Below are 23,146 nucleotides of genomic sequence, written 5' to 3'. Positions count from 1 at the left end.
CCACTAGTCCACTGTCCCCACCAGCCCACTAAATAAAGGAGATACACCATGAATACAGAAGAAAAAGATGCTGCCTATATTGCCCATACCTATGCCCGGTATCCCGTATGTTTTGTAAAAGGCAAAGGGTCCCACCTTATCGATGAAAACGGAAAGGACTACATCGATATGGGAAGCGGTATCGGCGTCGATATTTTCGGCATTGCCGACGACAAATGGATGGACGCTGTGACGAAGCAGCTTCATACGCTGAACCACGTTTCCAACCTTTTCTACACGAAGCCTATGGCCAATCTGGCGGAGATGCTCTGCCAGAAGACAGGCCTGAAGAAGGTCTTCTTCTCCAATTCCGGCGCTGAAGCCAATGAATGCGCCATCAAGGGAGCGAGGAAGTACTCCATTGATAAATACGGAAAAGAAAGAAATGAAATCGTCACCCTCATCAACGGTTTCCACGGCCGCACCATTACCACCCTGGCAGCCACGGGACAGGATATTTTCCACAAGGATTTCTTCCCCTTTACCCCCGGTTTCCTCTATACTCCCGCCAATGACCTCCCTGCCTTCATCAAGCTCTGCGAAGAACATCCCAACATCTGCGCTGTCATGGTGGAACCCATCCAGGGTGAAGGCGGCGTCCATCCGCTGGAAAAGGATTTCTTCGAAGGCATTGGAAAATATGCCAAAGACCATGACATCCTCCTCATTGTGGATGAAGTGCAGACCGGCAACGGCCGCACCGGAAAGCTGTACGGCTATATGAACTACGACGTGGAGCCGGACATCGTTTCCACCGCCAAAGGCATCGGCGGCGGCCTTCCTCTGGGCGCCACCATGTTCAATGAAAAAACGGCGGAAGTCTACACTCCCGGCACCCACGGCTCCACCTTCGGCGGCAACCCCATCGCCTGCGCCGGCGCCCTGTCCATTATGGAAAGAATCGATGATGACCTCCTTGCTGAAGTGGCAGAAAAAGGGAAGTACATCAAAGATGAATTCACCGGCGCCAAGGGAGTGAAATCAGTGGCCGGCATGGGCCTCATGTGGGGCATTGAACCGGAAAAGGACGTGAAGGAAATCGTTCCCAAACTCCTTGCAAAGGGAGTGGTGGTGCTCACGGCCAAGGAAAAAATCCGCCTCCTGCCGGCCCTCAATATTCCCTGGGATGATTTGAAAAAAGCCGTTTCCATAATGAAGGACATGCTGGCGGAATAACACCTTGTATCTCTTACCTAAAAGAGCCTGTATCAAAGAACAAAACTTTGATACAGGTTCTTTTTCATCCAAAAACTTCTCTTATTCTCCCAGATTTTCCAGAATTTCCGCAGTAGACTTCTTCTCTGCAATGTTATTCATGGCATAATCCATGGCTGCATGCTGCCATTCTTCATTCATGGTTGCCGTACCATCGGTGGCAATAACCACTTTATAACCGTAATCAGCTCCATCTCGACAGGTATGTTCTACTGCCATATTGGCGTTGACACAGGTCGCTATGATGGTATCAACGCCAAGTCTCCGAGGGAGAACTGATCCTTCTCCAAACCGTCAAAAAGCCGCAGTGTTCCGTACACTGCGGCTTTTTTGACGGGATCATTCTATTTCACTATGGTCACCATGGCTCTGGCATGGTGAAGGATGTACTGACTTACGCTGCCCATGACGATGCTCCGCACAGCCCCAAGGCCCCGGCTTCCCATGACGATGAGGTCCGCCTCCGTGTCTTCTGCCACGGAAAGAAGGGTCTGGGGAGGCGCGCCGATACGGACTATCGTATCAAGGCGAATATCCGGCGGCACCTTCCCGGCAAATCGGGAAAGGAGCCTATACCCTTCTTCCATGATTTCCGACGGCACGTAGCCGCTCATGGTGACCTGGTCCAGGGCCGTCATTTTTTCATTCATGTCAACCACATGGGCAAGCACCAGGTCCGCCCCGTACTTTCCTGCCAGGTCCAGGCCGAAGTCAAAGGCCTTGGCCGATTCCGGCGAACCGTCCAAAGGGACCATGATTTTTTTGATTTCCATATGCTGCCTCCTATTCTACAGTCTCCATAGAATTCAGGTAATCTCTACGCACCTTTTCAAAGCGGAAACAGAAGACCACCGCAATGGCCAGAAGGTAAAGGAAGAACGCTCCGATTTCCTGCATGATATCCCCAAATCCGGCACCCCGCATGAGGATATCCCGGACGAAATGGAATTCCCAGGTGAGCGGGAAGAAATGGGACAGTACCTGGGCCCAGTAGGGAATGAAGACCAGCGGCGCTGTCTGCCCGCCCAGGATGAAGCCGCCGGGAATGAAAAGAATCATGCGGCTTGATGCTACGCCGGGGTTGGCGGCGGTCCAGCCGAAGAGGATGCTCATCATGCCAACGCCCCAGATATAGAAAATCTGGAGGCCCATGAAAAGGAGAAAATTGCCGGAAATTACCATATTGCCCCAGATGCGGAGGATAGCCATTCCCACCATAAGGGCCGTCAGGAGGCAGCCCATGTAGGGAAGGATGCGCACCATCAGGTCAAAGGGCGAGCCCTTTTCCAGAAGGGCTTCCCATTTGTGTTCCAGCTTCAGCCTTGGCACCATACCGATGGTGGCAAAGGTGAAGAACATGCTGGAGAAGAAGAAAAGAAAGCCTTCGGTTTCCGAATTGCTTGTACTGCCGCTTGGATTAAAAAGGTAACGGGTGCTCACGGCAAGACCGCCGGAGCTTCCTGATGACCCGGTGCCCATGGCGTTAATTTCCGCGGTCATTTCATTCATGGCTGCCTGGATATCGGCGGTAAGGGCGATATTGGTATAGTCACAGTAAAGGCCGATATTCACCGGCTGTCCCGAATACACATCCCGCTCCAGGTCTTTAGGAAGGCAGATAACCGCATAGGCTTTATCTTCATAGAAGAAATCCTGCGGGTCCGCCGGCGTATAGAGCACATGGCCCACCTTCATGTGGCGGGAAGAGTTAATCATTTCCACCACTTCCTGACTTGTCCTGGAATGGTCCAGATCCACCACCACCACATTCGCATCCCTGGTGTAGTTGTAGCCCATGGCCGCCGTAAAGAACAGGGTAATCACAATGGCCACCACCAGGGACACCTTTTCATAGGGCATGCCCCTTCCTGAAAAAAGGAAATGAATCTCATCTTCCAGTGAACTCATGACGGCTCACCTCCACTGTCATCCCCGGAATGACGCCGGGTACGTGGTCGATGTAGGTACGGATTTGGAAGGCGGTGAGGTCGGCGGAGCTCTTTTCCCTGGACATTTTGAAATCCGCAAACCCCGGCGCCCTGGCCATCAGCCGCACCGTGCCGGGCACCTCTATATTTCCGGACACCGTATGTCCCGTGAGCCGGTCTCCTTCCTTCATCTGTCCCTTTTCCACTTCATTCACATAAATATCATAATAATAGCGGCTGCTCTCCAGAAGAATCACCGGCGTATTGGCGGAAACCATTTCTCCCGCTTTGGCAATGACCTTCAAAATTTTTCCGTCCTCCGGCGCCCGAAGGATGAGCCGCTTCTTATCGACCTCCTTTTGCGCGAGGGCCACCTCCAGCTGCTTCTTCTGCTGTTTCAACGATTCCAGGTCATTGGCCTTGTTATCGGCGCTCTGTCTTTCCTGTGCAATGGTGGGAAGATCAATGTCCTCCGTATTGTCCCTATCCTCTGCACCGCCAAGAAGTTTATGGAGAAGCTCCTGCTGAGCCCGTACATCCGCCTCGGCGGTGCGGAGATTGGCGGTGATGTTATCCATTTCCAGCTGGGAAATAGCGCCTGCCTCCACCAGCTGGAGTTTCCTGTTGTAATCGGAGAGCTTGTTTTCATACACTGCCTGGGACGATGCCAGCACCGCCTTCTGCTGGTCGATCTGCCGGTGAGTTTCCACCTCATCAGTGTCCGCCTTCTGGTAAGCCACATCAATATTTCCTGCCATGGCGCTGATTTCCGCATCCATCTGGGCTATCTGGGAACGGAGCTTCCTGATATCCAGATCCGTGTCCGTTGCGTCCATCACCATGAGCACGTCTCCTTTTTTTACCCGGTCCCCTTCCTTCACATTTTCCGTCAAAAGGCGGCCGCTTACCGAATCGAAGGACACCTTGATCTGCTCTGCCGTGACAATGCCGTCCCTTTTTTCCCTGGCCATGGCCACCGCATCATTTCCCTTGAAAAGGAGCACCACGCCGCAGATGGCAATGAGCCCCAGAAAGAACAATCCGATTTTCACCGGTTTACTGTGAATATTCATTCCGTGCCTCCTTTAGTTAGTCGGCTGATTATATGTGGTTGAAAATACCGGGAACTTTTTACATAAAAATTCCCGGAAACTATCTGCTGTCTCCCTTTATTCATCCACGATTTTGTGGAGGAGCCGCACCAGCTCCTTCTTTTCCTTCTCGTCCAGCTTCCCGATGAGTTTGGAAATCCGTACGTAATGGTCCGGCAGAATGCTGTCCATTTCCTGTCTTCCCTTCTCCGTAAGATACACCAGGCGGGCCCTGCCGTCCGCTTCATCCACCGATTTTCTCACCAGCCCGTCCCGTTCCATGCGGGCAAGCATGACGGAAATGGTAGCTTTCGTCACTCCCGCCATGGCCGCCAGCTTCGACGGCGCCATCCCTTCCTCATGCTGGTGAAGGATAATCATGACACAGAGCTTTCCCTGGGACATATGATACTTCCGCTCCAGGATATCGTCGGTCTTCCCTTTGATTTCTTCTGCCGCCTTCATCACCGTAAGCATGGTAATCACATCGTCGGGATGGATTTCCGGTATCTGTCTGGCATGGGCAGAAAGCTCCTCCCGGGATGGAAATACAAAATTCCTGTACATAAAACCTCCTATAATAGTTAGTGAGCTTACTAAATAAATAGTAACCCACTTGGGGGAAATTGTCAAAGGAAATAAAATTCCTCTTGACTGAAAATAGTCAGGAGTGATATAGTATTTCCAACTTCATAAGGCGATGAAGAGAAGAGTACGCAGGAAAGAAGAGCAAAGAGAGCCCTCACAGGTGAGAAGGGGCCTTGGACAGCCTGCCGAACATGGCCTCCGAGCCTCTCTGCTGAATAGTCAGGCAGACCGGGAATTCCCGTTACAGAAGAGAAGTATCAAGGCAGCGCCGGCGTACTTCATAAGGCTTTTCCGGTGACGGAAAAGTAAACCTGGGTGGTACCACGAACAGAATCCTTCGTCCCTTATGGGAAGAAGGATTTTTTTATTTCACAATGCAAAGCATAGGAGGAGTATCATGAACTACAAGAAGACCCTGATCGCATCTATTGCCGCCCTGGCAGCTGTCGGATTCATCGCAGGCTGCGGAGGAGAGAAGGCAGCAGCTCCTGCCAAGTCCGATTCCGGCAAGGCCGTCACCATTAAAGTAGGCGTTTCCCCCGTTCCCCATGGCGAAATCCTGAATGCCGTAAAGGACCAGCTGGCCAAAGAAGGGGTGAATGTGGAAATCGTGGAATTCACCGATTATGTCCAGCCGAACCTGGCGCTGAACGACAAGAGCCTGGATGCCAACTATTTCCAGCATAAGCCCTACCTGGACGAATTCTGCAAATCCAGAGGCCTGAACCTCACCTCCATCGGCACGGTGCACCTGGAACCGATGGGCGTATACTCCACCAAGATTAAGGATATCAAAACCCTCCCCGACGGTGCCCATGTAGCCATCCCTAACGATCCCACCAACGGCGGCCGTGCCCTGCTGGTTCTCCAGTCCGCCGGCCTCATCAAGCTCCGTGACGGCGCTCCCATTACTGCAACGCCCCAGGATATTGCGGAAAATCCGAAGAACCTGCAGTTCTCCGAACTGGAAGCTCCCCAGCTCCCCCGCTCCCTGGAAGACGCTGACATTGCAGTCATTAACATGAACTTTGCCCTGGAAGCCAAACTGGATCCCAAGAGTGCCATCTACACCGAAAGCTCCGACTCCCCCTATGCCAATATCGTAGCCGTCCGTGCCGGCGATGAAAACCGTCCGGAACTGCAGAAGCTCATGAAAGCACTGAACAGCCAGGAAGCCAAGGATTTCATCAATAAGAAGTACAACGGCTCCATTAAAGCCACATTCTGATCCTCACCCTGCCTTCCAAAAGGCCTTTGAAACTTCACGGAAAAGATGAGAAAGTGAAAATGCTTTCTCATCTTTTTTGATGAAATCATAAGAGCACCCCTGTATTCCTATGATAAGGCAATGAAGAAAATATAAACATAAATTAAATTTATGCGCATTTTTCACATGAAACTTGCATTGTTTCACCGGCTATATTAGACTAATAATGAACAAACAGTACTGTAAATCATTCATAAAACAGGGGAGAACCTTTATGGATCGTCGCCAGCAGAAAACAAGAGCGGCTATTTTCAGCGCGTTCAGTGCCCTTTTGTCAGAAAAGCCCTACTCCAAAATCACCATCCAGGATATCATCGACCGCGCCAACATCGGTAGAAGCACTTTCTATGCCCATTTCCAGGCCAAGGACAATCTTCTCAAGGAAATGTGCGGAGAGCTTTTCGATCATATTATCGAAGGCGTTATGCATGACAACATGCCCAGCGATACCCATACCGCTCCCGGCGTGCCGGATCCCGTATTCTGCCACCTGCTGCAGCACATAGCCGCCAACACCAACCATGTGCGGGACCTCCTCACCTCTGAAAGCAGCGATATATTCCTCCGTTTCTTCAAAGCCAGCCTGAACCGGCTCATTGCCTCCTACCTTTTAAAGGACAGAACTTCCTCCTCTCCTGTGCCGGAAGAATTTCTCCTGAACCATATTTCCGGAAGTTTCGTAGAAATGGTGCAGTGGTGGGTCAGAAGAGACATGAAAGAAAAACCGGAAGAACTGGACGCCTGGTTCCGTGCCGTTATCGAACCCATACTGTAATCATGAAACGCCGCAGCCTGCGGCGTTTTTTTTGATTGACAATACAAACAGCGGGATCCAAAGGGTTCAAAGGGTTCAGAGGGTTCAGAGGGGAAGGTTCTAAAGTTTGACCGGCCCATTCGGGCCGGAGGGTTCTTAAGTTTGACAGCGCCGGTGGGCGCCGAGGGTTGTGGATAGCCGCCGTCCCGGCGGCTATGATTATAGAGTCAGCGTTACGGGACTTGTATTGTGCCACTATTGCTTCCCCGTCATTTCGAGCGGTGGTACAAGCCGGTATTGATTCCATAATTTCGTGGAGCCAGTGAAACGGAGTCGAGAAATCCCCAATAAAGCAGGAAGCGGTCAGCCGGCAGCCGGCAGCTTTCGGCCCCACTGTCCCGCTGTCCCATTGTCCCGCTAACCACCCTCCCTATCCATCTTCCCCCTTTTCACCCCTGCCGATTTAAGCTATAATGATAAAAATATAGCAGGGTCTGTCATGCAAAAAACACTTGACCCTTTGCGGGGAAAGATGTATATTTATCCTTAATACCCTGTTATGGAATTTTTTTATTCAAGGAGGAAATGATGGCAACCTACATTAATGAACCGGCACATACCTTTAATGAATATCTCCTGATTCCGGGATATTCCGATACCAACTGCATTCCTGCAAACGTATCTTTGAAAACACCGCTGGTGAAATTCAAAAAAGGTGAAAAACCGGCTATTACATTAAACATTCCCATGGTTTCTGCAATCATGCAGGCCGTATCCGGTGAAAAGCTGGCAGTAGAACTGGCAAGAAACGGCGGCGTTTCTTTCATCTACGGTTCCCAGACACCGGAAGAGGAAGCAGCCATGGTTGCCAGAGTCAAAGCACAGAAAGCAGGCTTCGTTCCCAGCGACTCCAACCTCTCTCCTGAAAATACACTGGCCGACGTTCTTGCCCTGAAGGCAAAGACCGGCCACTCCACCGTAGCCATTACCGACGACGGCACCTCCGGTGGCAAACTGGTAGGCATCGTTTCCAGCCGTGACTACCGTGTCAGCCGTATGGACAAATCGGAAAAAGTTAAAAATTTCATGACTCCCCTTGAAAAGCTGATTACCGCCAAGTACGGAATCACCCTTTCCGAAGCCAATGACATCATCTGGGACAACAAGATCAACTCCCTGCCCGTCCTTTTCGAAGACGGCAAGCTCTACGGCTTCGTATTCCGCAAGGACTATGACTCCCACCAGGAAAACCCGAACGAAATGCTGGATGCCCAGAAACGCTTCATCGTCGGTGCCGGCATCAACTCCCGGGACTATGAAGAACGGGTGCCGAAGCTGGTAGACGCCGGCGCAGACGTGCTCTGCATCGATTCCTCCGAAGGCTTCTCCGAATGGCAGAAGATTACCCTGAACTGGATTCATGAGAAATACAACGGCAAAGTCAGAGTAGGCGCAGGCAACGTGGTAGACCGTGACGGCTTCCTCTTCCTGGCCAAAGCAGGCGCTGACTTCGTCAAAGTAGGCATCGGCGGCGGCTCCATCTGCATTACCCGTGAAACAAAGGGTATCGGCCGCGGCCAGGCAACCGCCCTCATCGAAGTATGCCAGGCAAGGGACGAATACTACAAGGAAACCGGCATTTACGTACCGGTATGCTCCGACGGCGGCATCGTTTATGACCACCACATCACCCTGGCCCTGGCCATGGGCGCTGACTTCGTCATGCTGGGCAGGTACTTCGCCCGCTTCGACGAATCCCCCACACAGAAGAGAACTGTCGGCGGTACAGTGGTGAAGGAATACTGGGGCGAAGGTTCCAACCGTGCAAGAAACTGGGGGCGCTACGACCTGGACGGTTCCAAGAAACTGGCCTTCGAAGAAGGGGTTGACTCCTACGTTCCCTATGCAGGCCCGCTGAAAGAAAACGTGGAAAAAACCTGCGCCAAGATTAAAGCCACCATGTGCAACTGCGGTGCCATCACCATTCCGGAACTGCAGAAGAAAGCCAAGCTCACCCTGGTCTCCGCTACCTCCATCGTGGAAGGCGGCGCCCACGACGTCATCCGGAAGGAAAAAGACGGCAGCGACCGTTAATTATAATCGCCATACCTATGAAATCAAAAAGGAAGCACTTTGCGAAGTGCTTCCTTTTTTTGCATCAAGGCAGCGGGGTAAAAAAGAGCGGCCCCTTGGAAAGCTCTGATTAAAGCAGCCCTTCCCTTGCAATTCATAAGAGCCCTTTGTAAAATATACATGTATGGGGACGTAGCTCAGCTGGGAGAGCGTGCGGTTCGCATCCGTAAGGTCGAGAGTTCAATCCTCTTCGTCTCCACCATACCATTCCGCCCTGCGGGGCGTTTTTTTTATGGAAAAACGGCATTCTTAAAAGCAGGTTCCATGAATGAATCAGTGTTTTTCCAAGGCTCATGCTGCTTCTTTTTTCCCCACCGCCAGAAAGAATATCCTGTCATACACTTTCTGGTAAAGGAGCATGAAAAGCCCCACTTCCATGGGATAGCAGATGATGTTTTTGATGAGGCGGCTTAAAAAAATGGCACTTGCCGCCTTGTCATAATAAAGCACCAGCCAGAGCGTGTTGAGCCCCAGATGGATGAATACCATCACCAGGAAGAAGGGAATGCACACATAGGAAAGGGTGAGGCGATGTCCATAAAAGAACTTCCCGTAAATCCATCCGGTCAGGAATCCGGACAGCAGAAATCCCGGAAAGAAAATGCTTGTGCCCAGACAGGCGGTGCCGATGAAATCGGAGAGAGCCGCCACCAGACCGCCCTTCCACGGTCCATAGAGGGTACCTGCCAAGGCAATGGGCAGGAAGCCGAAGGTAATTCTTACAAAGGGCGTCTGGATAGCAAAGACATAGGACAAAAGCACCGAGAGTGCCGTAAGAATCCCCAGAATCACCATTTCTTTTTCTCTGTTTTTCTGCATCATAAAAAGACCTCCTTCATGCATGGCTGCATGGAAAAGGTCTCCATGCAGCAGCGGGATGCAGCATGGGCACCGCAAGCAATGCTTTTCGTCCGGATGACAACTCCCCGTCCATCCGGCACTAGGAAAAAGTTTACTTTTCCCGCGCGCCCATACCTACTCTGCCAAATTATTATGATTCAGTATAGCACCCCGGTCAAAAAATGCAATAAAAAAGCCGCCTTGAGGGCAGCTTTTTTATTGGTCATTTTATAAATCAGTACAGCTTGGCGCCGGCGGGAATGTGGCGGTCTACCATGAGGAGGTGGAGTTTTTCTTCCCCTTCTTCATGATGAACGGCGGAAAGGAGCATGCCGCAGGAATCGATGCCCATCATCTTTCTCGGCGGCAGGTTCACGATGGCAATCAGTGTCTTGCCTACCAGGTCTTCCGGTTCATAGTAGGCATGAATGCCGGAAAGGATGATGCGGTCTTCACCGGTACCGTCGTCCAGGGTGAACTTCAGGAGCTTCTTGCTCTTGGGTACTGCTTCGCAGGCTTTGACCTTCACAGCACGGAAGTCGGATTTGCTGAAGGTATCAAAGTCCACATAGTCTTTGAAGAGCGGTTCGATTTCTACTTTGGAGAAATCGATAGGTTCATTGTCTTCCGCCTTTGCCATTTCTTCCGCTTCTCTGGCGGTCTTCTTTTCCAGAGCCGTTTCCGGTTTCATGGCCGGGAAGAGGAGTACGTCGCGGATGGAGGCGGAGTTGGTCATGAGCATGAAAAGACGGTCAAGGCCAATCCCCAGTCCGCCTGTTGGCGGCATGCCGTATTCCAGAGCGGTGAGGAAATCTTCATCGATTGGATGGGCTTCATCATCGCCATGCTTTCTTTCTTCCACCTGCAGTTCGAACCGTTTTCTCTGGTCGATGGGGTCATTTAATTCGGAGAATCCATTTGCCAGTTCGCGGCCGTAAATGTAGGATTCGAAGCGGATGGTATATCTTGGGTCTTTGGGATCCAGCTTGGAAAGGGGGGATACTTCGATAGGATGTTTCGTAATATGAACCGGCTGGATAAGATGTTCTTCCACATAGGAATCAAAGCATTCGGAAAGAATCTTGCCGAATCCGTCGAATTCGCCGTACTCCACATGGAGCTTGTCCGCAATGGCTCTGGCATCTTCGATGGTCTTGCAGGCATCGAAATCTTCGCCGGTGTATTTCTTCACAGCCTCTGCCATGGTGAGTCTGGGCCAGGGCGGGGTTACGTCGATTTCCGTATCTTCATAGGTAAATTTCATGGAGCCGTAGGAAGCCATGGCACAGGCAGCTACAATCTGTTCCGTCTGGTCAATGACATCTTCAATATCCCCATAGGCCTGGTAGGTTTCAATGGCGGTGAATTCCGGATTGTGGCGGGTATCCATGCCTTCATTCCTGAAGTTTCTGGTGATTTCAAAAATCCGTTCATAGCCGCCCACCAGGAGCCGTTTCAGATACAGTTCCGGTGCAATGCGCAGGTACATGGTCATGTCCAGGGCATTGAAATGGGTGGTGAAGGGTTTAGCGTTGGCGCCGCCATAGAGGGGCTGGAGCACCGGCGTTTCCACTTCCAGGAAATCGTGGTCAGTGTACCATTTGCGGATGGCGGCCATCATAGCAGCTCTCTTCACGAAGGTTTCCCGGACTTCCGGGTTCATGATGAGATCCAGGTATCTCTGGCGGTAGCGCTGTTCCTTGTCTGTGAGACCGTGCCATTTTTCCGGCAGCGGACGCAGGGACTTGGAGAGCATGGTGAAATGGATGACCCGTACTGTCAGTTCGCCGGTATGGGTAGTGAATACGGTGCCTTCGATGCCGAGGATATCGCCGATGTCCACCAGCTTGAAGAGGGCCCATTCATTTTCCGAAAGTTCATCTCTCTTGAAATAAACCTGGATGTCGCCACTCTGGTCGCGGATGACGCAGAAAGCAGTCTTTCCCTGTCCGCGGCGGATCATCATTCTGCCGGCAATACGGACATGGGTTCCTTCCTTTTCCAGCTGCTCTGCATTGGCACGGATATCTGCTGCATGGTGGTCCCAGTTGAATTTCTGGCCATAGGGTTCTACGCCCAGGGCACGGATTTTATCCAGCTTTTCACGGCGGATAAGCATCTGGTCATTCAGCTTCGGCCCGCTCTGCTGTTTCTTCTGGTTTTTATTTTCTGTCATTCTGTAACCTCATTTCCTGTCTGCCGAATCAGTCTTCAATCCGGATGACTTTATATTTCAAAACGCCGTTAGGCGCTTCTGCTTCCACCGTGTCGCCGGCTTTAGCACCCATGAGGGCACGTCCCACCGGGGATTCGTTGGAAATACGGCCTTCAAAGGGATTGGATTCCGTAGAACCTACGATGGTTACCTTTTCCTGAAGATGTTCTTCCATGTCTTCGATAACCACTGTGGAACCTACATCCACCCTGTCCTTTGCACTCTTTTCAATGACCTGGGCGGTGCGGATCTGCTGTTCCAGCTGAAGGATGCGGCCTTCCAGGAAAGCCTGGGCATTCTTTGCTTCATCATATTCGGAGTTTTCGGAAAGGTCGCCCATTGCGATGGCGGCTTTCAGACGCTGTGCAATTTCCGCACGTTTGGTGGAACGGAGTTCATCCAGTTCCTTCTGCATTTTTTCAAGGCCTTCTCTGGTGACCAGAGTACGCTGCATTTCTGCCATACCAATCTGCCTCTTTTCTTTAATACATATACATTATATAGACTTTTATAATACTTCCTGCAACAGGGCATATTCCATAGTATATAGCAAAATGAATCCCTGCGTCAAACAATTTACGGAGAGTTTCTATGGCTGCCGCCTCTTTTACAGGAAAAGCTTCTTTTAATACCCATCCATTAAAACTTTCTATAGCCGTGAAGCAGAATAACACAAAAATGACATCTCAGCAGGCTGCTCCTTTTTCTCGTTACCGTCCCTTTACTAAATGTTGACACCAGGCCTTACTTATATGACATTTTACATTTCCCTTACTTATATTTTTGATTTTAATTACTCGTCATTTACCTGATTCCATTCGATAAAATCTGAATAAATTGTACTTTCACCTCTGCAGTGATATAGTGAAATCAATCCTTCATTGGAGGAAAGATCTGTGAAACGAGAGGGCTCTCCATTCCGGACTTCTCTTTCAATACTTCTTTGGGAATGTATTTTTATGTACTAAGGGGATTAAGTATGAAAAAAACATTTGCACTGACCGCTGCTGTGATGACCATGGGCATTTCCGCCTATGCAGCCAATCCGTTTTCCGATGTATCCGCCGATGATTGGGCATACCAGGCGGTAGCCGACCTGTCGGACCAAGGGATTGTAGAAGGTTATCCGGACGGCATGTTCCGGGGCGAAAAAAATATCACCCGTTACGAACTGGCTGAGATTATCGCCCGCCTCATGAGCAAAGAGGACCAGCTGAACGCATCGCAGAAAGCCACACTGGATAAGCTGGCCGGAGAATATGCGGATGAGCTGGCTAACCTGGGTGTACGGGTTTCCAATCTGGAAAAGAAGGTGGGACAGATCTCCTGGTCCGGCGATGCCCGTATGCGTTATCTCAGCGACCCCACCATGGATAAAAAAACAGGAACAAAAACCGGGGATGTATGGGATGGCCGTATCCGCCTCAACGTGAAGGGCAAAGTCAATAAGGATACCTATGTAAAAGGTCGTTTCCTTACCAATATGTATTTCAAAAACGGTAAAAGCGATGACGGCAGCACCACCATGGATCAGTTATTCGTAAATCATTCCTTCGGAAAGGCAGAAGTTCGTCTGGGCCGTCAGCCCATTGTCATCGGCAATCAGAAAGGCTGGCTCTATGGCAAGGCCATCGGCTTTGACGGAGCACGTCTTTCCTATGGAGAAGGAAACTGGAATGGTTCCCTCTCCTATGGTCAGTTCAACGGCGGATGGAACGAGGTCAAAGGGAAAGATGCTCTGGAAGGCGCTGATTTCTTTGCCGCCCAGGCAGGCTATACCACTTCTTCTTTCAAAGCCCATGCAGATTACCTGAAATTTGCAAGCACCACCAATCAGGTGGACAATCCGGAGATTTACGGCGGCGGCATTGATATCCCCCTTGGTCAGAGCCGGTTTGATATTTTTGGAGACTACTATAAAAACAGCTCTGCTAAATCCGACTATGACACCGGCTGGAACGCAGGCATCGGCTACGGAACCATGAAGGCCAAAAAGCCGGGCACCTTCCGCCTTTCCCTGGCCTACATGAATGTGGACCGGGAAGTATACTTCGGCGGCACCATCCTGCAGACCAATTACCTGAACAATCTGGCTGACTCCTTCGGCACCACCAAGAATTCCTCCAAATACAAAGCAGACAGCTTGAAATTCTGGAACCTCATGGGTGATGTATCCCTTATGAAAAACGTTTATCTCCATGGCGAATACGCCTTTGCCGGTTCCGCTACCCACGGAGAGGACCCGGATGACGGCTGGACCCTGTCTCTGAACTACAAGTTTTAAAAGTTAAGGAAAGACTGCATAAAATACGGAAACCCGCCGGGTTTCCGCACCTCTCGGCCATACCGAAAAAGCAGTATTTCTTTGAAAAGGTGCGGTCGGAAAAGGGCTGCACCCTTTTCATCATCAAAGGATGAAGAACTCTTCAATGGAAATCATTTTACATCATATCAATAAGTCTTTTAACAGCACACCGGTCATCCGCAGTATCACCATGACCATACGGGATCACAGTTTTACCACCCTGCTGGGCCCTTCCGGCTGCGGCAAGACCACACTGCTTCGCATGATTTCCGGTCTGGAAATGCCGGATGAGGGGGAAATCTTCCTCGGGTCTTCCTGCGTCTTTTCCAGTGAAAAGCATATCATGGTGCCGCCGGAAAAGCGGAATCTTGCCTGCGTTTTCCAGGATTTCGCCCTCTGGCCCCACATGACTGTCTTTGAAAATGTAGCCTTTGGATTGAGAGCCAGAAATGATATGGACCGTCTGGAAGCCAGGGTAGGCGATGCCCTGCATGCCGTCAATCTGGATGGATTCGAAAACCGATACCCTTCTGAACTGTCCGGCGGGCAGCAGCAGCGGGTTTCCCTGGCCAGGGCTATCGCCCCCCATCCGGCCTGCATCCTGTTTGACGAACCCCTCTCCGCCCTGGACGCCCTGCTTCGCCTGAAAATGAGGATCGAAATCCGAAACCTGGTAAACCGGCTGGGCATCACTGCTGTCTTTGTCACCCACGACCAGGAAGAAGCCATGAGCATGAGTGATGAAATAGCAGTGATTCATCAGGGCTGTATTGAGCAGCAGGGGGTACCGGAATGTCTTTACTTCCATCCTGCCACCCCCTTCACCGCTCGATTCATAGGAAATTCCAACTGGATTGACAGCAGGAATCTTTTCCGTCCTGAAAAGGCTTCCCTCTGCCCCAAAGACGGGTACCGGCAGTTTTCGGCCCGTCTGGACTCCATCCGATTTCTGGGACACACCTATGAGTTTTTCCTGACCCACGGAAATGAACACTGGATATACTGGTCATCCAAGCCATTCAAGGGCACAGGAGAAATTTCCCTTTATGTTCATCCCAAAGATATTATTTCTTTATAAAAGGAGTTAACCATGAAAAACTGGAAAAAGCTGGCCCTTCTGGCCGCCTGCTGTTCACTTGCCCTGACTCTGTCTGCCTGTGGTACGAAGACAGGGCCTGCCTCCTCTGCCGCCTCCAAAGCGGCCGCAGGGGACAAGAAAATCACCGTTTACATGCCCTCTCCTGCCGGTCTTTCTTCCAAACTGGCCAAGGACTATGAAAAGAAAACCGGCACAAAGGTTGAAATTTTCCAGGGTACCACCGGTGAGATTCTTGCCCGGCTGGAAGCGGAAAAAAACAACCAGACCGCCGATGTGGTGGTACTGGCTTCCTGGTCTGACGGTCTGTCCCTGAAGAAAAAGGGCGTCCTTGTTCCCTACAAGCCTAAGGATGCGGACAAAATGGTAATGGATTTCATGGATAAGGATAATGAGCTCACGGGATACAGCGCCTCTGCCGTAGGCGTCATCTACAATAAAAACGTAATTCCTTCTCTTTCGGCAGACTGGAGTGAACTCTCTGATCCGGCCTATAAGGATAATCTGGCCATTCCGGACCCACAGAAATCCGGTGCCTGCAAGGATTTTCTAGCAGGCTACGTGAATGCCAAGGGCTGGGATGCCCTGGAAGGCATGGCAAAAAACGGCATGATTGTTCCCGGAGCCAATAAGGCAGCCCTGGAAGCCGTCACCACCGGTGAAAAGGGTATCCTGGTGGCAGGCGTGGACTACAATGCCTATACTGCCATGAAAAAAGGGGAACCCCTGGCCATTTACTACCCAAAAAGCGGCACCATCGTAAATCCCCGACCGGCTATGATTATGAAAAATGCGCCCCATGAAGAGGAAGCGAAGAAATTCATGGATTACCTTATCTCCGATGATGCGCAGAAACTGGTGGCTGACGCATACCTGATTCCCGGCCGGCAGGATATAGAAGCCAAAGGCACGCCCCTTTCCAAGATTCCTCAGATTCATCCGGATTGGGAGAAAATGATGGCCATTGCATCTGACACAGCAGCAAAACTGAATGAGCTGTGCCGCAAATAAGGACAACCGTCTTGTAATTCCGGCAGTCCCATTCGGCAGGTTCTGCCGCCTGAGGTTGTGATATTATGAACGGACAGAAAAAAATCTCCCTTTCCTATCTCCTGCTGGCCGGCCTCCTTCTGTTTCTTATCCTGTGTCCCCTTCTCACCATCTTTGTCAAAGCCTTTATTATTAATGATGAGCTGAATGTTTCCTACGCTCTTTCCACCATCCTTGAACCGCAGAACGGAAAGATGATAAGGAATTCCCTGCTGCTGGGAGGTGCAGTGGTTATCCTTGCTACCCTGATTTCCCTTCCCCTTTCCTATCTCTTTTCCAGGACCTCTCTGGCAGAGCATCGGTTTTTCGACATTCTTTTCCTCATCCCCTTCATGACTCCGCCCTATATCGCTTCCATGGGATGGATTCTCTTCATGCAGAAGCGGGGCCTTCTGTCCCAGCTGTGCCCGGCTTTGACAGACGGTATACCCCTGTTCTTTTCCTTTGGCGGCCTGGTGCTGGTCATGAGTCTCCATATCTTCCCTTTTATGCTGGTACTTATGAAGAATGCCATGCTCCGCATCCCTTCTTCTCTGGAAGAGGCGGCTGCCGTTTCCGGTGCCGGCTATGGATGCCGTCTTCGAAAAATCTTTTTTCCCCTGCTTACGGGAAACTACGTCATAGGCGCCCTTCTGGTCTTTGTGAAAACCCTTTCAGAATACGGAACGCCCTACACCCTGGGCAAACGAATCGGATTTGATGTTTTCACCACCGATATCCACCGCTATGCCGCCATTGCCCCCATTGACTTCGGAAAGGCAGCCGTACTGGCTTCCCTTTTGGTCACTATCTGCCTCCTCCTGTGGCTGGTGCAGAACTATATCACCGCCACCCACAGCTACGGACTCATCGGCGGTAAAGGGAGCCGGATGAAATATCACGTTCTGTCACCAGTAGGCCAGGGTTTTGCCATTCTGTATATTCTTCTTGTCTTTGCAGTATCCGTAGGCATCCCCTACTTCTCAGTCATATCCACCTCCCTCATCAAGCTCCGTGGATTTGGCTTGGCAGCGGGTAATTTCACCCTGGCCCATTACACGGAACTTTTTACAGAAAGTGACGCAGCCCTCAGTGCCCTGGGCAACAGTTTCTTCCTGGGTATCACTTCCGCCACCCTGTGTGCCCTTCTGGGTACAGTCATCGTTCTTACCGTGCGGCAGATCAAAGGAAATGGGGGAAAGCTGCTGGAAGCAATAAGCCTGATTCCGGAAATGCTGCCGGGTATCGTGCTCGTTATCGGTCTCATGCTGTTCTGGAATGATATCTACGATTTCCTTCCCCTGTACAACACCCTGGGAATCATGGTCATCACCTATACAGCCCTCTTCCTTCCTTACACGGTGCAGTACGTCACATCCGCCTCCAGCCAGCTCAGCGAAAGCCTTCTGGAGGCAGGGCGAATATTCGGCGCCTCCCGCTGGTATATTTTCCGTCACATTACCTGCCCCCTCATTGCCAGAGGCATTGCAGCCGGATGGATGATGACTTTCATCATCGCCGTCCGGGAGCTGGTGGCACCAAGCCTTATCGCTCCGCCGGATACACTGGTCATTTCTACTTTCATCATGAGGGAATTCGAACAGGGCAGCGTATCCCTGGGTATGTCCATGGCGGTACTGTGCATCCTCTTTACCACCATCTCCCTGTTTGCTGTAAAACGGTTTGCCTCTCGATTGAAATAAAAGATAAGAACTGATTTTTCCGTAGTCATTGAACCCTAAGCCCGGACCCTGTCCGGGCTTTTTGCCTGTCTGGAACAGACAGCGGGAGAACGCATACGCCATTATAAAATTATTTTCTAAGAAGCAAAAGAAAAAATATTTCATTCTCATTACAATCTATATATTCTCATTTGTTCTGTGCATTTTGCCCATTTGGGGCAATCTGGGACCCTGTGGGGCTATTTGGGGTGGTACTGGGGTAATAGCCATTTGCGCCTCTGCAGCGAAAATGTATATTATCTCAATAATTCTGTATTTATATGCATTATATTCACTTTCCTTTTCTCAGCAGAAACCCCGGAAGGGCCATGGTATGGGCTCTCCGGGGTTTTGCTCATTTCAGCTATGAAATTTCACAATACATCATGATGTATCATGCCAATCCATGGCAAAACAGGATAGCCATGTTTTTGCGCCTTTTATCTCCGTTTTTCTTCAAAGTTCTCAAAAGTCCATATGAGTTCGATACAAAATCTCCTGAAAAATTTTTGCAAAAAAGTCTTGTCATATGATTTCATTTATGGTATATTGCAGTAAATAAAAATTCATCGCGCCCTGCCCCGTGTGCAGTTGAGCAGCGAACCGTTACCTGGTAACGGATGGTTTTCTTTATGCCCTGTTTCTTTCACCTTTATAGAAAGCAAATGGGGTTCATGCATGCCTTGATGATTTCATGACTGCATCATCCGGTTTACCCCGGGACAATATTTTTCCCCCAACGCGAGTTTCATGCGATTTGGATTAAGAAAGAAGGGAACAACCTTGTCTAAGAGCAAAAAAATGGGAGTGGTACAGCTCACAACAGTAACAGCCATCAACATGATGGGATCCGGTATTATTCTTCTTCCCGCCACATTGGCGGAAATCGGAACCGTTTCGATTTTTGCATGGATTCTGGCCTCCATCGGCGCCACCATCCTTGCCTATGCCTTTGCCCGCTGCGGCATGCATACCTCCAAAGTAGGCGGCATGGGCGGCTACGCAGAATACCGTTTCGGCAGAGCAGGAAATTTCCTTTCCAACTTCTGCTACACCATTTCATTGATTATTGCTAATGCAGCCATTGCCAGCGGCGTCGTCAGCTACGGCTCCTACGTGTTCGGCCTCACCCTTTCCCCTGTGGAAGTGTGCATGGCCACCATCGGTGTCCTCATCCTGGCAGCCACCATCAGTCTGGTAGGCCCCAAGAAATTCGGCAAATTCAGTTCTCTCGGCGTTTTTTGTGTCGTATCTCCAGTGGTAGGCCTTCTCCTCTGCGGCTTCTTCTTCTTTGATACCGGTATCTATACAGAAGCCTGGAACCCCGGAAACCTGCCATTCTATGAAACCATGAAAAGCTCCATTGCCGTCATTATCTGGGCTTTCCTTGGACTGGAAACTGCCTGCGCCAATTCGGACACTGTGGAAAATCCGGAAAAAAATGTGCCTATCGCCGTACTGGCCGGTACTCTTCTGGCAGGTGCCTGCTACACCACTTCCACTGCTATCATCGGCGGCCTTGTGCCTTACCAGGAACTCATGAAATCTGGAGCTCCTTTCGGTCTGGCCTATGCTACCATGTTCGGAGACAAGGCAGGATACATTGTTTCCTGCATGCTTGTATGCTCCTGCTTCGTATCCCTTACAGCATGGCAGTTCACCGTTTCCGAAGTAGCAAGAGAAGCTTCCTCCATCGGTCTTTTCCCGAAATTCCTGTCCAAGGTCAACCGTTTCCGTTCCCCCTATGTGGCCATCGGATCCCTGGTAGCCATCCAGGTCATCATGACCCTCTCCACCATGAGCCCCACCCTCTTGAAACAGTTCAATGTGCTCATTAACCTGGCAGTCATGATCAACCTCATTCCATACCTTCTTGCCATGGCCGCTGTAGCCGACCTGCAGAAGGCGGAAGGCATTCCTGCCGATAAGGCAAGACTGGCAAATATGGCTGCCATCGTAGGCGGTATCTACAGCTGCTACGCTGTATACGGCTGCGGCTGGACCGTCATTCTGGAAGGCGCCTTCGTCACCGCCATGGGACTTGTAGTCTACGCCCTTATCTCTTCCCGCCTCCGCTATGCGCCGGCAGCCAGAGTTTCCACGTATCCGCCTATTGATAAGAAATAAGAAATAGAAACTCCTTCGGATTCATCCGGAGGAGTTTTTTAGTGGGACAGTGAGACGGTCAGACGGTCAGACGGTCAGACGGTCAGACGATGGATGTCTGGGTCCCCTATCTGCGTTAAGGAAGCGCTGATTAAATCGTTATCGGATTTCATTCTTGAATTTTTATTCAATGCAAGGAATAAGTCGACGCGAATAGCGAGCTATTTAAGGAGACTTATGACGAAGCATTGGATAAAAATTCATATGAAATTCGATTCTGCGAATTAATCAGTGCTTCCTTAAGTCTCCATTTGACAAAGGTTCTGCGCCATGATACAGTATACACATCTTCATATGAAACTCTTCCCTGTCACCGGATAGGGAGCAAAGAGGGTTTATTCCTGCTGCAGGTGGATACGGCTTGTCCGTTGAAAGGCAGGAATAAACCCTCTTTTTTTTACAGGAGGCTATAACCATGAACATTAAACCCTTTGCCGTAGAAGAATGGATGAATGCCTACGAAACAGGCGCCAGGTACAATATTGCAGAAACCTGCGTAGATTCCATTTCCCTGGATGAACTTTTTGAACTGTCCGGAACCGATAAGGAAGCATTCCTTAATACGCTCTGCGCCCGCCGTCTCACCTATGGTGCCATTGAAGGCTCCTCCAGTTTGAAGGAAGGCATTGCGTCTCTCTACCGCACCATAGCACCCCAGGAAATCGTACCCACCCATGGCGCTTCCGGCGGAAACCATCATGTTTTCTATTCTCTCATCAATCCGGGAGACAAGGTGATTTCCATTATGCCTTCCTACCAGCAGCTTTACTCCATTCCTGCTTCCCTGGGGGCCGATGTAAAAATCATGCATTTAAAAAAGGAAAAGGGATATCTCCCCGATGTGGATGAACTGAAAAAAATGGCGGAAGGCGGCGTGAAAATGATCTGCCTCAACAACCCCAATAATCCCACCGGTGCTTTGATTCCCGAGGAAATCCTTGAGGAAGTCATTCAGATTGCCAAAGACTCTGACGCCTACCTTCTGGTAGATGAAGTTTACCGTCACCTCACCCAGTCCGATGACTGGCAGCCTTCCATTGTGGATATGTATGAAAAAGGGATTTCCACTTCCTCCATGTCCAAAGTCTTTTCCCTGGCCGGCGTCCGGCTGGGATGGATTGCCACCCATGACAAAGACGCACTGAAGCAGATGTGGTCCCACAGGGATTACAACCTCATCAGCTGCGGCATGATTGATGATGCCATTGCTGCCCTGGCACTGAAATCAAAGGAAGCAATCCTTAAGAGAAATAAAAAAATCATCCGGGAAAATCTGGCTGTCCTGGATGAATGGATTGAAAAGGAGCCCCGCCTTTCCTATGTAAAGCCGGAGGCCGGCACTACCGCCCTTGTCTACTATGATTTCCCGGTAGATTCCTATACCCTCTGCCGGCAGATGTATGATGCCTGCGGCGCCTTCGTAACCCCCGGCGACTGCTTCGATGAACCCTGTTCCATGCGTATCGGCTACGCCGCCGACAGGGACACATTAGAAAAGGGCCTTAAAGCCATGAGCACCTTCTTCCGCTCCCTGGAGACAAAATAATTCTCTATCTATTATCTATCTCCTGCCATCTTACTCCCCTTGCCTTTTCCTCTGCCATATGATAGACTGCAGACAATAAAACCGTTATGGTTGTGGATTTTTTCAGATGATTCTGTTTTCGCCGCACAGTACTTCAGAGAAGTGCTGTGCTTTTCTTTTGGAGGAAATCATGCACAAGGGATTCTATGCACTTATTGTATTTTCTGCCGGCGCCTGCTACGGGGTGCTGTCCACCTTCGTGAAAATGGCCTATGCCGCCGGTCTCACCCTCACCGATGTGAGCGGCATGCAGTGCCTTTTCGGCATGCTCTTCCTGTGGCTGGCCGCCCTTTTCACCGTGAAGAGGAGGCCCTCCCCATTCCGGATTCTTTCCCTTGCCGCCATCGGCATTCCCATGGCCCTTACCACCATTTTCTACTATCATTCCCTGGAAACTTTATCCGCCTCCATGGCTGTGGTCTTTCTCTTTCAGTCCATATGGATGGGGACGGCAGCGGAATCCCTGATTTTCAGGAAACTTCCCGGAAAGAAACAGCTGCTTTCCATCCTTTTCTGCCTTTCCGGTACCTTTTTTGCCGCAGGTCTTGCAGAAGAAGGAACTCAGTTCTCCCTTTCCTCCGGCATGGTATGGGGCATTCTTTCCGCCCTTTCCTATACGGTCATGATGACTGCCAGCTCCCTTCTCGGGAAAGGCATTCCTCCTGCCCTGAAGGGCGCCCTCATGTCCACCGGTGATACTGTCCTTACTTTTATCCTCCTTCCGCCCCTCTTCCTTTGGGACGCCTCTTCCTGGCCTTTGCTCATGCCCTTCGGCCTTATCCTTGGCATTTTCGGCGTAGCCCTGCCGCCCTTTCTTCTGGCCTGGGGCATGCCCCATGTGGGGCCGGGACTGGGCACTATCCTGGCAGCCTCGGAACTTCCTGTCGCCCTCCTCATGGCCCTTATGGTACTGGGCGAATCCGTCACTCCCGTCCAGTGGGCCGGTATCCTCATGATAGGAGCCGGTATGGTGGTGGGGAATATCAGAAATGCAAAGGGTTCATAAGGTTCAGAGGGTTGTGGCATCACCTGCGGCGATGAGTATATGCTGCCTTTCCTGTCTCATTGTCCCACTGTCTCACTGTCTCACTGTCCCACTGTCTCACTAACCCACTATCCCACTAGTACACTGTTATGAAGTGACTTTTGTCAAGCCCCAATTAGCCCCTTATAC

18 protein-coding genes, 1 tRNA gene, 1 pseudogene, 1 riboswitch and 1 other annotated feature are annotated in these 23,146 nt (G+C 50.7%); of the genes and pseudogenes, 12 read left to right on the top strand and 8 right to left on the bottom strand.

Translation table 11 applies throughout. The features are described from left to right. The first annotated feature begins 48 nt into the window (after positions 1–48). Positions 49–1,215 carry an acetylornithine/succinylornithine family transaminase gene (locus Q0482_RS04635; RefSeq protein ID WP_299144003.1) on the top strand — a complete coding sequence of 389 codons (1,167 nt, stop codon included), beginning with the start codon at positions 49–51 and terminating at the stop codon, positions 1,213–1,215. Between the two features lie 81 nt (positions 1,216–1,296). Here Q0482_RS04635 and Q0482_RS04630 read toward each other — a convergent pair. The 5 genes and pseudogenes from Q0482_RS04630 to Q0482_RS04610 form a co-directional block, all read right to left on the bottom strand. Continuing rightward, positions 1,297–1,509: pseudogene (locus Q0482_RS04630) on the bottom strand (isochorismatase family protein); the annotation flags it as partial. A gap of 89 nt (positions 1,510–1,598) precedes the next feature. Next, complete coding sequence (locus Q0482_RS04625) at positions 1,599–2,027, bottom strand: universal stress protein (RefSeq protein ID WP_299144000.1); 429 nt, start codon at positions 2,025–2,027, stop codon at positions 1,599–1,601. Between the two features lie 10 nt (positions 2,028–2,037). Continuing rightward, on the bottom strand, positions 2,038–3,162 hold the full coding sequence (locus Q0482_RS04620; protein ID WP_299143998.1) for an ABC transporter permease: 1,125 nt from the start codon (positions 3,160–3,162) through the stop codon (positions 2,038–2,040). After that, a complete protein-coding gene (locus Q0482_RS04615) occupies positions 3,143–4,255 on the bottom strand; it encodes a biotin/lipoyl-binding protein (protein WP_299143995.1) in 1,113 nt (370 codons plus the stop codon). The genes Q0482_RS04620 and Q0482_RS04615 overlap by 20 nt, the downstream gene beginning before the upstream one ends. 96 nt (positions 4,256–4,351) lie before the next feature. Next, positions 4,352–4,840: a MarR family transcriptional regulator gene (locus Q0482_RS04610; RefSeq protein ID WP_299143993.1), complete on the bottom strand. Its 489-nt coding sequence runs from the start codon at positions 4,838–4,840 to the stop codon at positions 4,352–4,354. Positions 4,841–4,964: 124 nt separating this feature from the next. Further along, positions 4,965–5,209 (top strand) — a binding site (T-box leader). Positions 5,210–5,258: 49 nt separating this feature from the next. On the opposite strand from Q0482_RS04610, the gene Q0482_RS04605 reads away from it, so the two are divergent. The 4 genes from Q0482_RS04605 to Q0482_RS04590 all read left to right on the top strand — a co-directional run bounded on the left by Q0482_RS04605 (position 5,259) and on the right by Q0482_RS04590 (position 9,217). Next, positions 5,259–6,089 (top strand): MetQ/NlpA family ABC transporter substrate-binding protein, encoded by an 831-nt coding sequence (locus tag Q0482_RS04605; RefSeq protein ID WP_299143990.1) that lies wholly within the window; start codon positions 5,259–5,261, stop codon positions 6,087–6,089. Positions 6,090–6,342: 253 nt separating this feature from the next. Further along, entirely contained in the window at positions 6,343–6,903 is a 561-nt protein-coding gene (locus Q0482_RS04600) for a TetR/AcrR family transcriptional regulator (RefSeq protein WP_299143988.1), read from the top strand. A gap of 567 nt (positions 6,904–7,470) precedes the next feature. Then, positions 7,471–8,976 carry an IMP dehydrogenase gene (locus Q0482_RS04595; RefSeq protein WP_366517986.1) on the top strand — a complete coding sequence of 502 codons (1,506 nt, stop codon included), beginning with the start codon at positions 7,471–7,473 and terminating at the stop codon, positions 8,974–8,976. 165 nt (positions 8,977–9,141) lie between these two features. Further along, positions 9,142–9,217: transfer RNA gene (locus tag Q0482_RS04590), tRNA-Ala, on the top strand. Positions 9,218–9,306: 89 nt separating this feature from the next. Here the strand turns inward: Q0482_RS04590 and Q0482_RS04585 are convergent. From Q0482_RS04585 to greA, 3 genes are all read right to left on the bottom strand, one after another. Next, complete coding sequence (locus Q0482_RS04585; protein WP_299143954.1) at positions 9,307–9,837, bottom strand: folate family ECF transporter S component; 531 nt, start codon at positions 9,835–9,837, stop codon at positions 9,307–9,309. A gap of 46 nt (positions 9,838–9,883) precedes the next feature. Further along, positions 9,884–10,000, bottom strand: a riboswitch (THF riboswitch). 90 nt (positions 10,001–10,090) lie between these two features. Next, positions 10,091–12,031, bottom strand: coding sequence for a lysine--tRNA ligase (gene lysS, locus Q0482_RS04580; protein ID WP_299143952.1), 1,941 nt, complete (start codon positions 12,029–12,031; stop codon positions 10,091–10,093). 28 nt (positions 12,032–12,059) lie between these two features. After that, a complete protein-coding gene (greA, locus tag Q0482_RS04575) occupies positions 12,060–12,533 on the bottom strand; it encodes a transcription elongation factor GreA (RefSeq protein WP_291057930.1) in 474 nt (157 codons plus the stop codon). A 516-nt stretch (positions 12,534–13,049) separates the two neighbouring features. On the opposite strand from greA, the gene Q0482_RS04570 reads away from it, so the two are divergent. The 7 genes from Q0482_RS04570 to Q0482_RS04540 all read left to right on the top strand — a co-directional run bounded on the left by Q0482_RS04570 (position 13,050) and on the right by Q0482_RS04540 (position 22,978). Further along, positions 13,050–14,354 carry an S-layer homology domain-containing protein gene (locus Q0482_RS04570; RefSeq protein WP_299143950.1) on the top strand — a complete coding sequence of 435 codons (1,305 nt, stop codon included), beginning with the start codon at positions 13,050–13,052 and terminating at the stop codon, positions 14,352–14,354. A 145-nt stretch (positions 14,355–14,499) separates the two neighbouring features. Next, a complete protein-coding gene (locus tag Q0482_RS04565) occupies positions 14,500–15,453 on the top strand; it encodes an ABC transporter ATP-binding protein (RefSeq protein WP_299143949.1) in 954 nt (317 codons plus the stop codon). Between the two features lie 12 nt (positions 15,454–15,465). Next, on the top strand, positions 15,466–16,482 hold the full coding sequence (locus Q0482_RS04560; protein ID WP_299143947.1) for an ABC transporter substrate-binding protein: 1,017 nt from the start codon (positions 15,466–15,468) through the stop codon (positions 16,480–16,482). 65 nt (positions 16,483–16,547) lie between these two features. Next, the gene (locus tag Q0482_RS04555; protein ID WP_299143945.1) at positions 16,548–18,203 is read left to right on the top strand and encodes an iron ABC transporter permease; all 1,656 of its coding nucleotides are present in this window, start codon (positions 16,548–16,550) and stop codon (positions 18,201–18,203) included. A gap of 801 nt (positions 18,204–19,004) precedes the next feature. Further along, positions 19,005–20,348, top strand: a complete 1,344-nt coding sequence (potE, locus tag Q0482_RS04550; RefSeq protein ID WP_299143943.1) for a putrescine-ornithine antiporter — start codon at positions 19,005–19,007, stop codon at positions 20,346–20,348. Between the two features lie 454 nt (positions 20,349–20,802). Further along, entirely contained in the window at positions 20,803–21,933 is a 1,131-nt protein-coding gene (locus Q0482_RS04545) for an aminotransferase (RefSeq protein ID WP_299143941.1), read from the top strand. Between the two features lie 169 nt (positions 21,934–22,102). Beyond that, a complete protein-coding gene (locus tag Q0482_RS04540) occupies positions 22,103–22,978 on the top strand; it encodes a DMT family transporter (protein WP_299143939.1) in 876 nt (291 codons plus the stop codon). Positions 22,979–23,146: the final 168 nt, after the last annotated feature.

Origin of the sequence: uncultured Dialister sp. (genome assembly GCF_937959425.1) — a bacterium.
Classification (GTDB): domain Bacteria; phylum Bacillota; class Negativicutes; order Veillonellales; family Dialisteraceae; genus Dialister.
The sequence above is the reverse complement of the archived record's forward strand: the minus strand, read 5'-3'. Positions and strand labels throughout refer to the sequence as shown.